We start from the raw sequence: 14,794 nt of genomic DNA on the forward strand, positions 1-14,794 counted from the left end.
TGTTCCCTGGATGAAGGGTTACGCCGCCGACATCGCCCTCGCCCACCGTCTCGCGGACGCCGCCGACGCGGTCTCCGCCGCACGATTTGGCGCCTTGGACCTTCGGGTGGACACGAAGCCGGATCTCACCCCGGTCTCCGATGCCGACACCGCGGTCGAGCAGGAGATTCGAGCCCTGCTCGCCGCCGAACGCCCCGATGACGGCCTGCTCGGCGAGGAGTACGGCGAGCAGCCCGCAGCCGGCCCCGGCGGGCGGCGGTGGGTGGTCGACCCGATCGACGGGACGAAGAACTTCATTCGCGGCGTACCGGTGTGGGCCACGCTCATCGCCCTACTCGAAGAGGATCGACCGGTTGCCGGCCTGGTCTCCGCACCGGCCCTGGGGCGACGCTGGTGGGCGGCGCTCGGTGAGGGGGCGTACGCGGGGCCGGACCAGGCGTCCGGTGCACCGATCCAGGTGTCGGCCGTGGCCGACCTGGCCGATGCCAGCTTCTGCTACTCCTCGCTCGATGGCTGGGAGGAGAGCGGCCGGCTGCCGGCGGTCCTACAGGTCATGCGAGACGCGTGGCGCAGCCGGGCGTACGGCGACTTCTACGGCTACATGCTGCTGGCCGAGGGCGCGCTGGACATCATGGTGGAGCCGGAGCTGTCGCTGTGGGACATCGCCGCGCTGGTGCCGATCGTGACCGAGGCAGGCGGCACCTTCACCGACCTGGCAGGCCAGCCCGCCCCGGGGGACACCGGCTCCGGCGGGATCAGCGCGATCGCCACGAACGGTCCGTTGCACACCGGCGTCCTCGCCCGCCTGGGTCGAGCACCTGCGCGCTGATCTCGGTCAGCCTCTATCCTCGCGCTGTGGTTTCCTCCGGTTGGTGCTTCCTCGCGGCAATGGTCATCGCTTACGGGATCGCCAACCTGCTTCAGTCGGTCGCGGCGGCCCGCACCACCGTGCACCACTCGTTCGACCCGGGGCTGCTGCTGCGACTGGCCGGACACCGCACCTACCTGCTCGGCGTGGGCTGTCAGGTCGGCGGTTTCGTGCTGGCCTTCCTGGCCCGACGAGACCTTCCGCTCTTCCTGGTGCAGGCCAGCATGGCGGCGGGGCTCGGGGTGACCGCCCTGCTCGGGGTACTCCTGCTGAGATGGCGACTACCCAGGGCGGAGGTCGTTCTGCTGGTGCTGCTCGTCGCTGGGATCACCGGGCTGGTGCTCTCGGCCCGGCCGGCACCGTCGCGGCAACTCGGCACCGCCGGCCTGGTCACCCTGGCAGCGACCTTCGGCGTGATCGCCCTACTGGGCTTCTTCGCGGTCCGGCTGCACGGCGCGCCCGGATCGGTCGCGCTCGGCTCCCTCGCCGGCCTGGCCTTCTCCGCCGCGGCGGTGGCGGCCCGGCCACTGGCCTCGACCCACTCGGCGGAGGAGTTCCTCGGCGACCCGCTGCTCTACCTGCTGGTGGCCCACTCGGTCATTGGCCAGCTCCTGCTCGGCCTGGCGATGCAACGCGGGTCAACCACGGCCGCCGTCGCCGCGATGGACGCAGCCGGGGCAGTGCCGGCAGCCATCGTCGGGGTGGTGCTGCTCGGCGACCAGATCTGGCCGGGACGAGAGTGGCTGGCCGCGGCCGGCTTCCTGGTCACCCTCGCCGCCGTGCTCGGGCTGACCCGGTACGCGGAGCCGCAGCACCAGCACGCCGTGACCGGTAGGCGGGAACGGGTGGTGGTCAGCGTTGGCCCGTCCAGCTCAGCGCCGCCAGGGCGGGTGAACGCTCAGGCGGCCTCAACCGGGGCACGGCAGCGGACGACCCGCTCGTAGAGCCGCTCCAGGGCAGCGCCGGTCCGCTCCCACGTGTAGCTGCACCGCACCCGGTCCACGGCAGCGTGCCCGTACGCGAACCGGCCGGCGTTGTCGGTCATCAGCCGACGCAGCATCACCCCCAGGGCGCGGACGTCGCCCGGCGGCACCAGCCGTCCGGTGACCTCGTCCACGACCGCATCGGCGATCCCACCCATCGCGTACCCGACGACCGGAACGCCGCAGGCCATCGCCTCCAACGACACCCGGCCGGCCGACGCGTAGCCCGACGTACACGCCACCACGTCCGCCGAGCGGTACCAGGTGGCCAGCTGCTCGTGCGGCACCGCCCCCACCAGCGTCACCTGATCGGCCACCCCGTTGCGTTCGGCCAGTTCCCGGAGCTGACGTGCCTCGGCGTGCTCGGCGAGCCGCTCGCCCGGCGGGCCACCGACGATGACCAGTTCCGCGTCACCAACCATCCGGATCACGCGGATCAGATCCTCCTGGCCATGGCCGGGGTCGAGGGTGGTCACGGAGAGGATCCGCGGTCGTTCCTCGCGCGGCGCCGCCTCGCCGTCGGGGTGGAACAGCTCAGCGTCCACCCCCGGTGAGACCAGCGCCACCGAGGCACGTTGCAGACCCATCCGGGCCAGCTCGTCCACCTCGTCGTTGGACTGCGCCACGGCGATGTCCACCGCGCGAATGAGTGCCCGCTCCAGCGGGATTCGCTCCGGCGGCGCGCTGTAGCGCGCGCCGAGGCGGCGCAGCTGTTCCAGCCCGAGCGAGTGGAACGTCTGCACGATCGGAATGTCGGTCTCGCGCACGGCGTGCGCGGCGGCGAGACCACCGAGCCAGTAGTGCCCGTGCACTAGCTCCGGCGCCCAGTCGTCCGTCCACCGGTCGGTCAGCCAACGGCCGTAGTCGGCGACGCAGCCAACCAGTTCGGCGGTGGGCACCGCCGCGGCGGGACCGACCGGGACCCGTTCGACCAGGTAGCCATCCACCGTCGCCGTCGCTGCCTGCTCCGGGGCGTCACGGCGCTCGTAAAGCCGGACATCGTGGCCCCGCCCAGCGAGTTCAGCAGCGACCCGGGCGATGTGCTGGTGGGTCCCGACAGGCAGGCCGCCAGCACGCCGGGACGGGTCGGCGTGCGCAGAGACGAGACCGACGCGCATGGTCACCTCCAGGCATCATCGCAGTGGCGGGTCCTCCCGGTCAGAGGGTCCCATTAACCCGGGATCGGGGAGTCGAAACCTGGCAGATCGGTGGAGGCGGAGTGCCAGCGGCAGCGGCGGACCGGCGATGGCTACCGGAGCGACGGTTACGAGACGCGGGGCAGCGGGTAGAGCATCGGCATGCGCGACGACGAGTACCCGACCCCGGTGTCTGACCCGGAGGCGGTGGGCCTGCCCGACACCGCCGACGACGACTCGACCGCGAATGACAATGTCCGGACTGGGCGGGAGGCAGACGGCCCGGACCCGGCGCAGCTTCCTGGGGACCGGACGCCGGTCGCGGTCGACCGGTTCGGGACCACCGCCGACGAACAGCTCGACGGCGAGTCGCTGGATGCCAAGCTCGGCCGGGAGCGGTACGAGCGGCCGGCGGATGATCCGTTGGCTGGCCCGGTTGACCCGGACATCGCCGCCGAGGCGAGCAGCCCGGAGCAGGCCGCCCAGGCCCAGCTCGATGCCGACGTGTTCGAACCGGGCCCGTCCTCCGATCCGAACTCCCCGGTCTCCCTCTACGACCACGGCCTGCTCGGCAGCGGGGCCGACGCCCAGGTGGGTCGGCTGGTCGAGCCGGACGAGGGCGCCCATCCCGACCAGGCCGCCGACTCGGTGGCGTACGACGCGGGTTCGGCCGGCGGTGGCGCGAGCGCTGAGGAGCTGGCGGTCCACGAGACCCGCCCGCCGCCTGCGGTCTGACTCTCGGCGGTGGGTTATCGATGCGGGTAGCGGCCCTGACGTACGGTGAAAATGCCACTATTCCGCACCGTGATCCCTGCCGGGAAGGGCCATGACGAACGCAGACCCGGACATCCCGCGTACGGCTGCGCCCCCGCAACCCTGCCTTCTGATCGCCACGGCCTTCGACCGGAGACAGCTGACCCAGCTGCGCCACTCGGCCTCAGCGTGCGCGCACGCGGCGGGCCTACGGGGCCAGCGGCTCAACGACTTCGTGTTGGCGGTCAACGAGCTGACCACCAACGCGGTTCGCCACGGTGGCGGCCGTGGTTCGCTGCGGATGTGGCGGCAGGCCGAGAGCCTGGTCTGCGAGGTCTCCGACCAGGGGGATGGGATCAGCAGCCGACCACTCGGAGACCACCGCCGCCCGGCCCCGGAGACGGTCGGTGGTTGGGGGCTCTGGCTGGTTCGCGAGCTGAGCGACACCATGGACGTGACGTCCGACCGAGGCGGCACGGTCGTCCGCATCACGACCATCCTGCCGGTCCCACACCCGCCCACGACCAGCCAGGGGCGGGATGGGTTCAGCCGAAGAGCGCGCTGACCGACTCGCCGTTGTGGATCCGACGAATCGCCTCGGCCAACGCGGGGGCCACCGACAGTACGGTCAGCTTGGGGATCCGCTTCTCGGCGGGGATGGGAACCGTGTTGGTGCAGACGATCTCCCGCACCTCCTCCTGCTCGCTCAACCGCTGGGCGGCTCCGTTCACGAGGAGGCCGTGGGTGCAGGCCAACCGAATCGAGCGAACCTCCAACCCGCGCAGGTGCCCCATCAGCTCGACCACCGTGCTGCCCTTGACGATCTCGTCGTCCACCACGATCACGTCCCGGCCCCGGACCTCGCCGATGATCGTGCTGATCTCCACCCGGTCGTCCCCGAACCGCTGTTTGGCACCGGCGGCGACCGGCGTACCGAGCTGCCGGGCGAAGGCCGCCGCCTCCTTGACGTAGCCCAGATCCGGCGAGACCACCACGGTGTTGCTCAGGTCGAGCGCCCGGAAGTGGGCAGCTAGTTCGCGTTGCGCATGCAGGTGGTCGACCGGGATGCCGAAGAAGCCGTGGACTTGCGGCGAGTGCAGGGTCATCGCGAGGACCCGATCGGCGCCGGCGGAGGTGAGCAGGTCCGCGACCAGCCGGCCACCGATCGAGATACGCGGCGCGTCCTTCTTGTCGGAGCGGGCGTACGCATAGTGCGGTAGCACCACGCTGATCCGACCGGCCGAGGCTCCCCGGGCCGCGTTGACCATGAACAGCAGCTCGACCAGGTGCTCCTGCACCGGCGGAACCAGTGGCTGGATCAGGAAGACGTCCCGTTCCCGGCAGTTGGCCTGTAACTGCACTTCCAGGCAGTCGTTGGCGAATCGGGACACCCGGGTCGGGTACAGGGGCACCCCCAGGTGGGTGCAGATCTCCGCACCGAGCTCCGGATGGGCGCTTCCACTGAAAACGGCGAGCTCGCGCACAGCTACCGATTCTACGACCCGATCAGCCCCAGCGCTCGCCGGTGAGCCTCTCGTAGACGTCCACGTAGCGGGCGCGGGTGGCGTCGACGACCTCATCCGGCACCTCCGGCGCCGGGCTCCGCCTGTCCCACCCGCTCCTGGTGGCCCAATCCCGCACATACTGCTTGTCATACGAGAACTGGGCGCGCCCCGGCTGGTACGACTCGGCCGGCCAGAACCGGGACGAGTCCGAGGTCAGCAGTTCGTCGCCGACCGTCAGCGTGCCATCGGCGGCCCATCCCAACTCGATCTTGGTGTCGGCGATCAGGATTCCCCGGTCGGCGGCGAGCTCGGCTCCCCGCCGGTAGACGTCGAGCGTGATCTGGCGCAGCCGCTCGGCGGTCTCCGCGCCAACCTTGTCCACCACCTCACCGAAGGTCATCGGCTGGTCGTGCTCTCCTACCGGCGCCTTCGTGGAGGGAGTGAAGATCGGCTCCGGCAGGGCGGCCGCCTCGACCATTCCGCGCGGCAGTTCGATCCCGGAGACCACTCCGGTGCGCTGGTACTCGGCGAAGCCGCCACCGACCAGATAGCCCCGGGCCACGCACTCCACCGGAACCATCTCCAGTCGCCGACACCGAATCGCCCGGCCGGCGAGCTCAACCGGCACGTCGGTCGCCGAGAGCACGTGGTTCGGCACCAGCTCGGCGAGCTGGTCGAACCACCACAGGGAGAGCGCCGTGAGCAGCTTGCCCTTCTCCGGGATCGGCGTCGGCAGCACGACGTCGTAGACAGAGACGCGGTCCGAGGCGACCAGGATCAGGTCGTCGCCGTCAGCGTAGACATCCCGAACCTTGCCCGAGTGCAGAAGTTCCACGCGAGCTAGTACATCACGTGGCCCAGAATCGGCCCGCGCTGGCAGAGCGCGGCCCCTCGGGACCGGCCGAAACGCGCGTTGGGGCTACGCCGCTGGTCGGCTCAGCGCCGGGGACCGCGTCGGCCACGGCCGAGCCGCAGGACGAGCAACACGATCAGGACGACCACAACCAGGCAACACAAGAACCCGAGGATCCCGAATCCGCCGCGGCGACGCCGGGCGGCCTCGATCGCCAGCTCACCCGGGCCGGTGGCCGCCCATGCCGCCACGGGGACAAAGACCGCCAGCACGACCGTACCGAGGACCGCGCTGAGCCGGCCCCACCACTTCCCGAATGCAGACATGGACCCATCTTGGCTGAGCCGCGCAAGCCGGGCACGGCGAAGGCCCCGGAGGAAACCTCCGGGGCCTTCGAACAAGTAGCGGGGACAGGATTTGAACCTGCGACCTCTGGGTTATGAGCCCAGCGAGCTACCGAGCTGCTCCACCCCGCGTCGGCTTCATTACTGTACCCCATCGGATCCGGCCATGATCCGCACCCCCAGCACCGGGGTGGGGCACAACCACGAGGCCGGCGTCGGCCAGCGCTGCCGGCCCCGCGGGCACCCGGGCAAAACCCCCGGCACCATCCACGACCGGTGTTGTAGCTTCGCACCGATCCACGACCGCCTCTGTGGACCTCCCGAACATCGGAGCCGCTGTGCGAAAGCTCGTGTACGTCATCGCCGCCACCCTCGACGGCTTCATCGCCGCTCCCGACGGGTCGTTCGACTTCTTCCCCCTGGAGCCCGATGTGGCGCCCTACCTGGTGGCCGACTGGCCACAGACACTGCCCACATTCACCCACGCCCAGCTCGGCGTCGCATCCCCACCCACCGGTCGGTTCGACACCGTACTGATGGGCCGGGCCACCTACGAGCCGGGCCTCACGCTCGGATACACCAGCCCCTACGACCACCTGAAGCAGTACGTGTTCAGCCGCTCGCTGACCCCGGCCAGCCACCCGGACGTGGAGATCGTCTCCGGCGACCCGACGGCCTTCGTCCGCCAGCTCCGGGCACGACCTGGCCGCGACATCTGGCTCTGCGGAGGCGGACAGCTCGCCGGTCAGCTCCTCGATGAGATCGACGAACTGGTGCTCAAACTCAACCCGGTCGTCGCCGGCAGCGGCATCCCGCTGGTTGATCGGGGCTTCGCCCCGCACCGCCTCGTACTTACCTCGACGCGACCCTTTGCCAGTGGTGTGGTCGTCCTGCACTACACCCGACAAACTGACAGCCGCGCCTGACAAAGCTCGGGGAGACCGTCCCGCCGGACCAGTACGCCAATACGCGAAAACCCCGGAGGAATCCTCCGGGGTTTTCGCACAAGTAGCGGGGACAGGATTTGAACCTGCGACCTCTGGGTTATGAGCCCAGCGAGCTACCGAGCTGCTCCACCCCGCGTCGGCTCGTAAACGTTAGCGCACCACCCCGGGCCGACGCAAAACGGCCGTCCGACGGGCCCAAACCGACGACGCCCCCGGGATTCCCCGGGGGCGTCGTCGGTCGTACGTGCTGGTGGTCAGCCTCCGGGCGACGGTGAACCCGTGGGTGCCGCGGTCGGCGTAGCAGCCGGGGTCGACGCGGCTGCCTGCTCGAAGGCGGCGGTCGCCTCATCCAACGCCTGCAACGCCCGACCGTAGCGCTCGAAGTCGCCGGACTCCTGGGCGGCCCGGAGCTCCACGATCGCCGCCTGAACCCGCTGGGCCGCCTCAGCCACCTCACCCGTGAGCGGAGGTGGGGTCACGCTCGGAGTCGTCGGAGTCGGGGTTGGGGTTGGGCTCGGCGGCGTCTCGTCGTCGGAGGGCGGAGGCGATGGCGCGCCGGCCTGTTCACCCTGCTCGACGAGCTGTTTGATGCCGTCGGTGAGGTTGTCGGCCAGGACGACGAACGAACCGCCGTCGCCGTAGGAGAGCAGCACCTTCTGCAACAGGGGATAGGCCTGCTGTTGGTTGCTCTTCACATAGACCGGCTCGACGTAGAGCATGCCGTTTCCGAACGGCAGGGAGAGCAGGTTGCCGTACTGGACCTGAGCCTGGTTCGACGAGAGCAGGTTCAGCTGCTGCCGGATCTGGGCGTTGTTGGTCATCTGCTGGTGCACCTGCACCGGACCGGAGATCCGGGTGTCTTCCGGCAGCTCATACACCTCAAGCCGAGGCTTGCCGTCCACGTACGAGCCGGACATCAGCGCCGCGAGGTTCTGCCGTCGGTTCGGGGTCACCGCCGAGGTGAGCTGGAAACGCGGCTCGTCCTGCCCGGGCATCTGGGTGAAGAGGTAGTACGGGGGCTGCTTCTGGCCGCTGTCCGGTGCGTCCGGCACGTTCGGCACCTGCCAGAAGTCCTGCCCGGAGTAGAAGTCACCGGGGTTGGTCACGTGGAACCGGGTGTACACGTTCCGCTGCACCTTGAACAGGTCCGCCGGGTAGCGGAAGTGAGCACTGAGCTCGGTCGGGATCTCCGCCTTCGGCTTGATCAGGTCGCCGCCGAAGGCCTTGTTCCACGCCCGGAGCACCGGGTCACCGTCGTCGAACTCGTAGAGGGTGACGGTGCCGTCGTACGCGTCGACCGTCGCCTTGACCGAGTTACGGATGTAGTTGATGTTCTCCCGGGCCTGCTGGAAGGTGCCCCGGTTGGTGAGCTCGTCGGTGGTCTCGGTCTGGAGGTTGATCCGCTCGGCGTAGGGGTAGGTCGCGGCGGTGGTGTAGCCATCGATGATCCACGTCACCCGGCCATCGATCACCGCCGGATATGGGTCGCCGTCCACGGTGAGGAACGGAGCCACCTTCTCCACCCGCTCCCGCGGGTTACGGACGTAGAGCAACTTCGACTTCTCGTTGACCGCCTCGGAGAGCAGGAAGTTCGACTCCTGTTCCTTGATCGCGTAGAGCAGCCGGCGACCGAACGAGCCGACCTCGACGCCGCCGGAGCCGGTGTAGGTGTAGTAGGACTCCGATCCGTCCTCGCCGACCGGCCGATCGAACTCGGCAGGACTGGCCTCCGGGTTTGCCTTGCCGACGATGGCGTAGTCGCCGGCCTCCATCCGCTCGCCGTAGTAGATCCGCGGCTGGCTGGCCGGTATCTGGTCGGTCTGCGCGGCACACCCCTCCTGCGACCGCTCCCCGAGGAAGCCGGAGACGAAGTACGGCTGACCACCGCAGACCACCCGGTTCGCCGGGGCCGCGACCAAACCATAACCATGGGTGTAGACGGTGTGCCGGTTGATCCAGTTGCTCTGCTGCGTGGTCAGCTCGCCATAGTTGATCTCACGCACCCCGACCACGTAGTCCTGGGTCTCCCCATCGACGGTGTAGCGATCGATGTCGAGCTTGGGGCCGAAGTCGTAGAAGCCGCGGACCTGTTGAAGCTGCGTGTACGTCTCGCTGACCAGCTGCGGATCCAGCAGTCGGGCATTCGGTACCACCGCGGTGTCGGTGGCGAGGCTCGCCGGTGGCTGAAGGTTACTCGCCGCGTACCGCGTGGCGTCGGCCTCGCCCAGACTGAAGGCCGCCCGGGTCGCCTCGATGCTGCGCTCGATGTACCGCGCCTCCTTGTCCCGGGCACTCGGCTTCACCTCGAAGGTCTGCACCGCCCACGGGTAGATGCCGCCGATGGCGACCGCGGAGACCCCGAGCAGGGCCAGCGAGATGCCCGGCCAGACCAGGTTCCGCATCCAGGCGTTGGAGAAGACGAGGACCGCGATCGCCACGACAACCGAGATGTAGGCGAGGATCTCCTTCGCCGGCAGCAACGCGTTGATGTCGGCGTAACCGGCGCCGTAGACGTTGGCGCCGTCGTTGTACTCCAGCAGCATCGTCCGCCGGTCGAGGACGTACGCGACGGCCTTGAGCAGCACGAAGACCGCGACCAACGTGCTCAGGTGAGCCCGCGCCGCAGTGCTCATCCGGTCACCCACGCCCTGAAGCCGGATCCCGCCGAAGACATAGTGCACAGCGAGCGCCCCGAGCAGGGCCAACACCACGGCGGTGAAGGCGGTCCCGAGCAGGTAGCGCCAGAACGGCAGGTCAAAGATGTAGAAGCCGATGTCCACCCCGAACTCCGGGTCCTTGACTCCGAAGTTCCCGCCGTTGCGGAACAGCAGCCACTCGCTCCACCTGCTCTGCGCCGACAGCCCCGCGAAGAGGCCCACCACGACGGAGACCGTCGCGAACCACAGGCCGATCCGGGGGCTGAGCAGCATCCGGTATCGCTCCAGGGTGGCCTGCTCCGGCGACTGCGGTCGCAGCCGGGGCCGCAGTCGATGCGCCAGCCAGAGGTTACCGCCGACGATGACCGCCATGGCCAGACCGACCGTGACGAAGAGCAGCAGCCGGGTGACGAGCACCCCGCTGAAGACCGCGGTGTAGTCGACCTCGCCGAACCAGAGCCAGTCGGTCCATGCCTGCACCCCCCAACCGAGCAGGGTGAAGAGCACGAACACCCCGACCAGGACCCCAATCGTGACGCGTCCGCGTCGGCTCATCCTCGGCATGGGGGCGCTGCTACGCATAACCACTGTTGGCTCCGCACATTCGGTTGATCGGCACCGACCAGGCCACCAGAGTACGGGGTCTTCCCAAACCTGTCGTCCACGGTCACGCCGAGTGCCGGTGGTTGGGTCAGCAGCGGGTCGGTTCGCCCCCCGTTCGCAGCTCCTCGAGGGCGGTCAACGCCTCGTCCAGCGTCGCCACCTTGAGCAGCGGCAAGTCGGGCTGGGGGTTGCGGACCGCCTCGGCGCAGTTCTCGGCCGGGACCAGGAAGGCGGTAGCGCCGGCTTCCTTGGCGCCGACCAGCTTCTGGGGGATACCGCCGATCGGGCCGACCCGGCCCACGTCATCGATCGTGCCGGTGCCCGCGATGATCTGTCCACCGGTCAGATCTTCCGGGGTCAGCTTGTCGATGATGCCAAGGGCGAACATGAGCCCGGCGCTCGGGCCACCGATGTCCGCCAGGTCGATTGTCAGCGTGAACGGGTGCGGTTGCTGCTGCTCGATCCCGATCCCGATCCGGGGCCTGCCGTCCCGCTCCTGGCTCGTGATCCGCGCAGTCCCGGGGGTCCCGTCGCGGGTGTAACCGATCTCCAGGACCGTGCCGGCCGGCTCGGCCTGGATCAACTCGGTCAGCCGGCTGGCCACCGGGACCGGCTGACCGTCGACGGAGGTCACCAGGTCACCGGGACGGAGCAGGCCGGCCGAGGGCCCGTCCCCGGCCACCGTCTTGACCTGCACCGTCACCGGGAAACCGAGCTCACGCAGCGCGACCGTCTCCGCGCTGGACTGAGAGGCCTCGAAGTCCTCCGCATTGCGTTCCTCGACCTCCTCCCGGCTCTCCCCCGGCGGATACACCAGTTCACGCGGCACCACCGCCTCGTCGTCGGAGAACCAACCCTGGATGGCCGCGCGCAGCTTGACCGAGGGCTGCACCCCCACCGTGGTCAACCGCAGTTCCCCCGCCGAGGTGGAGGTCTCCCGACCGTCGACCTGGATGACCTCCTTGCCGTCCTCGGTGCCCAGGGTGTTGACGGTGGGGCCGGGACCCAGCACCACGTACGGGATGGGCGCCGCGAGCACGCCGATGCCGAGCAGGGCAACAACGATGGCACCGAGCAGGACGGTCATGCCGCGACGTCTCATGCGGCAGAGCGTACCGACCGAACGCGCTGGCACCGCGGACCAGCCGAGACTTCACCGTCGACGCGACGCCAGCCGACACGACCTGGGGCGCGGCGCGCGTACCGTAGACCTCGTGCCTGATATTCCGTTCGGTTTCGCGCTCCCCGGTGGCCAGCCACCAGACCCCAACGACCCCGCGCAGATGCAGCAGTTCATGTCCCAGCTGCAGCACCTGCTCGCCGCACCCGGCAGCGGGCCGGTGAACTGGGACCTGGCCCGCCAGGTGGCGGCGAGCCAGCTCAGCGCCGGGGGCGATCCGGCTGTCTCGCCGTACGAGCGCAACGCGGTGGAGGAAGCGCTGCGCCTGGCCGACCTCTGGCTGGAGTCGGGCTCGGCGCTCCCGTCGGGTATCCGCGCCTCGGTGGCGTGGAACCGGAATGAATGGATCTACAAGACCCTCGACGTCTGGCGCAAGTTGTGTGACCCGGTGGCCGGCCGGATGGTCGGTGCCATGGGTGACCTGGTGCCGCCGGAGGCGCGGGCCCAACTCGGCCCGATGCAGTCGATGATGGCCACCCTCGGCGGGGCGCTCTTCGGGGGCCAGCTGGGCCAGGCCCTCGGCTCGCTCGCCGCCGAGGTGCTCTCGGCCGGCGACATCGGGCTGCCACTCGGCCCGGCCGGCACGGCGGCACTCATCCCGGCCAACATCCGGGACTACGGTGCCGGGCTGGAACTGCCCGAGGACGAGGTACGCCTCTACGTGGCCCTGCGCGAGGCCGCTCACCAGCGCCTCTTTGAGCACGTGCCGTGGCTGCGCGGACACGTGCTCAACGCGGTGGAGATGTACGCCGCGGGCATCCGGGTCAACCGCGAGGCGATTGAGGAGGCGATGGGCCGCGTTGACCCGACCGACCCGGAGTCGATGCAGGCGATCGCACTGGAGGGAATCTTCACCCCGGAGGACAATCCCGCCCAGAAGGCGTCGCTGGCCCGGTTGGAGACAGCCCTGGCTCTCATCGAGGGCTGGGTCTGCCACGTCGTCGACAGCGCGGCCGCGGAGCGACTGCCCAACGTCGTCCGACTCGGGGAGGCATTCCGGCGGCGGCGGGCCGCAGGAGGCCCGGCCGAGCAGACCTTCGCCGCCCTGGTTGGCCTGGAGCTTCGGCCGCGGCGGCTGCGTGAGGCGGCGGCGCTCTGGGCGGCCCTCACCGAGCATCGGGGGATCGCCGGGCGGGACGCTCTCTGGGACCACCCCGACCTGTTGCCCGCGGACGAGGACTTCGCCGACCCGGTCGCCTTCGCCCAGTCCCGCCTCGATGCTGACGAGTTGGAAAACTTCGACTTCAGCGCGCCGGGTGGTCCGACGGAGAAGGCCCCCGGCGAGCCCGACGGACAGGATCCACCCACCGCCAGCTGACTCTCCGGCCCCGCCGGGGTCAGCGCAGGATGCCGGCGCCGGCGAGCAGGGTGCGGGTGGCATCCCAGCCGGCCAGGGCGGGGTCGAGTCGGGCCAGGTCGGCCGGGCCGCGCAGCCGATGCCACCCCGCGGTGACGGCGAGATCACCCGGACGCGGCACCGCTGCACGCACCGCAGCGGGCACCACCCGATCCAGGTCCAACGCCGGTAGCCACTCCGGCACGGGCAGCCGGGCCGCCGCACCGAGCAGGCCAGCGTCGGCACCCGTGACCGGGGCCACGGCCATCGGTCGGGTGGTGAGCGGCCGGAGTAGCTTGCCGATGGTCAACCCGGGCAGGTCCGGGGCGTCCCCGGCGACAACGGCCACCTGGTCGTAGCCGCGCCTGGCTTCGACGCGGCCCACGCTGGCCGGCGGGCTCGGCCGGGCGGTCCGCCCGCAGCTGGCGAGGACGGCTTCAACAGTGGGCCGCGGGATCTCATGGACGGTCGTGCCGGGCCAGACCACGGCGTCGGCCAGCCAACGGTCGGCCTCGGTTACTGCAACAGCGGTCTCGACCTCGCTCAGCGTGGCGAGTAGGTCAACCACGTCCTCGGCGAGCGCCGTCCGCCAGTCAGTCGGGTCGATCTCCGGCGGCGTCCAGGTGACCGGTGCGAGCAGGGCAACCACCAACCGTCGTACCACGCACCGACACTACGCCCCACGGGGCCGGAGATCAGGAGGAGGAGACGGCCGCGACGCCCTCCAGGTAGCCACGGGCCCGCTCGGTCTTCGGGTACCGGCCCACCAGCTGCCAGAACCGGGCGTTGTGGCTCGGGACGATAAGGTGGGCCAGCTCATGCAACAGGACATAGTCGATGACCCAATCCGGCATGTCCTGTACCCGATGGGAGATGCGAATCGTCCGATCAGCTGGGGTGCAGGAACCCCAACGACCGGTCTGATTGGTCACCCAGCGGACGCTTGCCGGGATCGCGTCACGCTTATGGTCGGCCAGATAGAGGGCGATCAGTCGCGTGGCACGGGCGAGTAGTTCGTCGTCGGATCGGGCCAACCGGCCTTCCCGGGCGGCGAGCCGGGCAAGCATTCGGTCCACCCACTCGCTCTCCTCAGCTCGGGAGAACTGGTCTGGGATCAGGACGACGACCCGCTCGCCATCGCGGTAGGCGGACACCGTTCGCCGTCGGCGCTGGCTGCGCCGTACCTCGACCACCGGCTTCCGCGGCGCTGCCATCAGCCGGCCGCGCCGCCTCGGATTTCTGCCACGAGGAAAAGTTACTTCGTAGTGACCAGGGGTCCGCAAGGGCCAGCCCGCGACACGCGCCCGAAAAATAAGTGTTGGCGCCAGGAGTCCCGAAATTTTTCTGCGTTAGCGGCTCGGGATATGCCCGAAGACGAGCCCCACGCCAGGTGATCACGTTAGCTCCCGTCACCTGGAGGCACCCTGCGCCGTTTTTCAGGGCATCCGCCCGGCGTGTCCCCGCCAAACTCACTTATCCAAGCTAATTCGCCGTGCACACTCTCGTCGTCAACTTGCTCACAGTGTCGATGAGGAGCTGACAGGGAACCCCCCAGACCTGGGTAGGGTCCGCGGACCAGTGGTCACGCCTGTGACCACGACGGAAGGCCCAGCGCCGGCGCCCTCACGG

General features: G+C 69.7%; 14 protein-coding genes and 2 tRNA genes. 6 read left to right on the forward strand and 10 right to left on the reverse strand.

From position 1 onward, the window contains the following. Positions 1 to 10: 10 nt before the first annotated feature. Together hisN and STROP_RS18695 are read left to right on the forward strand one after the other, a co-directional pair. On the forward strand, positions 11 to 829 hold the full coding sequence (gene hisN / locus STROP_RS18690; RefSeq protein WP_012014926.1) for a histidinol-phosphatase: 819 nt from the start codon (positions 11 to 13) through the stop codon (positions 827 to 829). Positions 830 to 888: 59 nt separating this feature from the next. Further along, the gene (locus STROP_RS18695) at positions 889 to 1,812 is read left to right on the forward strand and encodes a hypothetical protein (protein ID WP_026275142.1); all 924 of its coding nucleotides are present in this window, start codon (positions 889 to 891) and stop codon (positions 1,810 to 1,812) included. Here the strand turns inward: STROP_RS18695 and STROP_RS18700 are convergent. Next, positions 1,767 to 2,969 (reverse strand): glycosyltransferase, encoded by a 1,203-nt coding sequence (locus STROP_RS18700; RefSeq protein WP_012014928.1) that lies wholly within the window; start codon positions 2,967 to 2,969, stop codon positions 1,767 to 1,769. The two genes, STROP_RS18695 and STROP_RS18700, sit on opposite strands and share 46 nt — an antisense overlap. A gap of 180 nt (positions 2,970 to 3,149) precedes the next feature. Between STROP_RS18700 and STROP_RS18705 the strand changes: the two genes are divergently transcribed. Beyond that, on the forward strand, positions 3,150 to 3,722 hold the full coding sequence (locus STROP_RS18705; RefSeq protein ID WP_012014929.1) for a DUF5709 domain-containing protein: 573 nt from the start codon (positions 3,150 to 3,152) through the stop codon (positions 3,720 to 3,722). Between the two features lie 91 nt (positions 3,723 to 3,813). Then, positions 3,814 to 4,305: an ATP-binding protein gene (locus STROP_RS18710; RefSeq protein WP_012014930.1), complete on the forward strand. Its 492-nt coding sequence runs from the start codon at positions 3,814 to 3,816 to the stop codon at positions 4,303 to 4,305. On the opposite strand, the gene STROP_RS18715 is transcribed toward STROP_RS18710, so the two are convergent. From STROP_RS18715 to STROP_RS18730, 4 genes are all read right to left on the reverse strand, one after another. Next, entirely contained in the window at positions 4,286 to 5,224 is a 939-nt protein-coding gene (locus STROP_RS18715; RefSeq protein ID WP_012014931.1) for a ribose-phosphate diphosphokinase, read from the reverse strand. The genes STROP_RS18710 and STROP_RS18715 overlap by 20 nt on opposite strands. A gap of 22 nt (positions 5,225 to 5,246) precedes the next feature. Continuing rightward, positions 5,247 to 6,080, reverse strand: coding sequence for a phosphoribosylaminoimidazolesuccinocarboxamide synthase (locus STROP_RS18720; protein WP_012014932.1), 834 nt, complete (start codon positions 6,078 to 6,080; stop codon positions 5,247 to 5,249). A 101-nt stretch (positions 6,081 to 6,181) separates the two neighbouring features. Further along, positions 6,182 to 6,424 carry a hypothetical protein gene (locus STROP_RS18725; protein WP_018830648.1) on the reverse strand — a complete coding sequence of 81 codons (243 nt, stop codon included), beginning with the start codon at positions 6,422 to 6,424 and terminating at the stop codon, positions 6,182 to 6,184. A gap of 76 nt (positions 6,425 to 6,500) precedes the next feature. Beyond that, positions 6,501 to 6,574 (reverse strand) — tRNA-Met (locus STROP_RS18730). Between the two features lie 179 nt (positions 6,575 to 6,753). Here STROP_RS18730 and STROP_RS18735 point away from each other — a divergent pair. After that, complete coding sequence (locus tag STROP_RS18735) at positions 6,754 to 7,368, forward strand: dihydrofolate reductase family protein (protein ID WP_043535471.1); 615 nt, start codon at positions 6,754 to 6,756, stop codon at positions 7,366 to 7,368. 83 nt (positions 7,369 to 7,451) lie between these two features. Here the strand turns inward: STROP_RS18735 and STROP_RS18740 are convergent. The 3 genes from STROP_RS18740 to STROP_RS18750 form a co-directional block, all read right to left on the reverse strand. Beyond that, positions 7,452 to 7,525: transfer RNA gene (locus STROP_RS18740), tRNA-Met, on the reverse strand. A 118-nt stretch (positions 7,526 to 7,643) separates the two neighbouring features. Beyond that, complete coding sequence (locus tag STROP_RS18745; RefSeq protein WP_012014935.1) at positions 7,644 to 10,628, reverse strand: UPF0182 family membrane protein; 2,985 nt, start codon at positions 10,626 to 10,628, stop codon at positions 7,644 to 7,646. A 109-nt stretch (positions 10,629 to 10,737) separates the two neighbouring features. Then, positions 10,738 to 11,751, reverse strand: coding sequence for a YlbL family protein (locus STROP_RS18750; protein ID WP_028680527.1), 1,014 nt, complete (start codon positions 11,749 to 11,751; stop codon positions 10,738 to 10,740). A gap of 181 nt (positions 11,752 to 11,932) precedes the next feature. Between STROP_RS18750 and STROP_RS18755 the strand changes: the two genes are divergently transcribed. Further along, a complete protein-coding gene (locus tag STROP_RS18755; protein WP_080516640.1) occupies positions 11,933 to 13,147 on the forward strand; it encodes a zinc-dependent metalloprotease in 1,215 nt (404 codons plus the stop codon). A gap of 19 nt (positions 13,148 to 13,166) precedes the next feature. On the opposite strand, the gene STROP_RS18760 is transcribed toward STROP_RS18755, so the two are convergent. Both STROP_RS18760 and STROP_RS18765 read right to left on the reverse strand, forming a co-directional pair. Further along, on the reverse strand, positions 13,167 to 13,829 hold the full coding sequence (locus STROP_RS18760) for a hypothetical protein (RefSeq protein WP_012014938.1): 663 nt from the start codon (positions 13,827 to 13,829) through the stop codon (positions 13,167 to 13,169). A gap of 31 nt (positions 13,830 to 13,860) precedes the next feature. After that, positions 13,861 to 14,379 (reverse strand): M48 metallopeptidase family protein, encoded by a 519-nt coding sequence (locus STROP_RS18765; protein WP_012014939.1) that lies wholly within the window; start codon positions 14,377 to 14,379, stop codon positions 13,861 to 13,863. Between the last annotated feature and the right edge of the window lie 415 nt (positions 14,380 to 14,794).

Source organism: Salinispora tropica CNB-440, from assembly GCF_000016425.1.
Classification (GTDB): Bacteria; Actinomycetota; Actinomycetes; order Mycobacteriales; family Micromonosporaceae; genus Micromonospora; species Micromonospora tropica.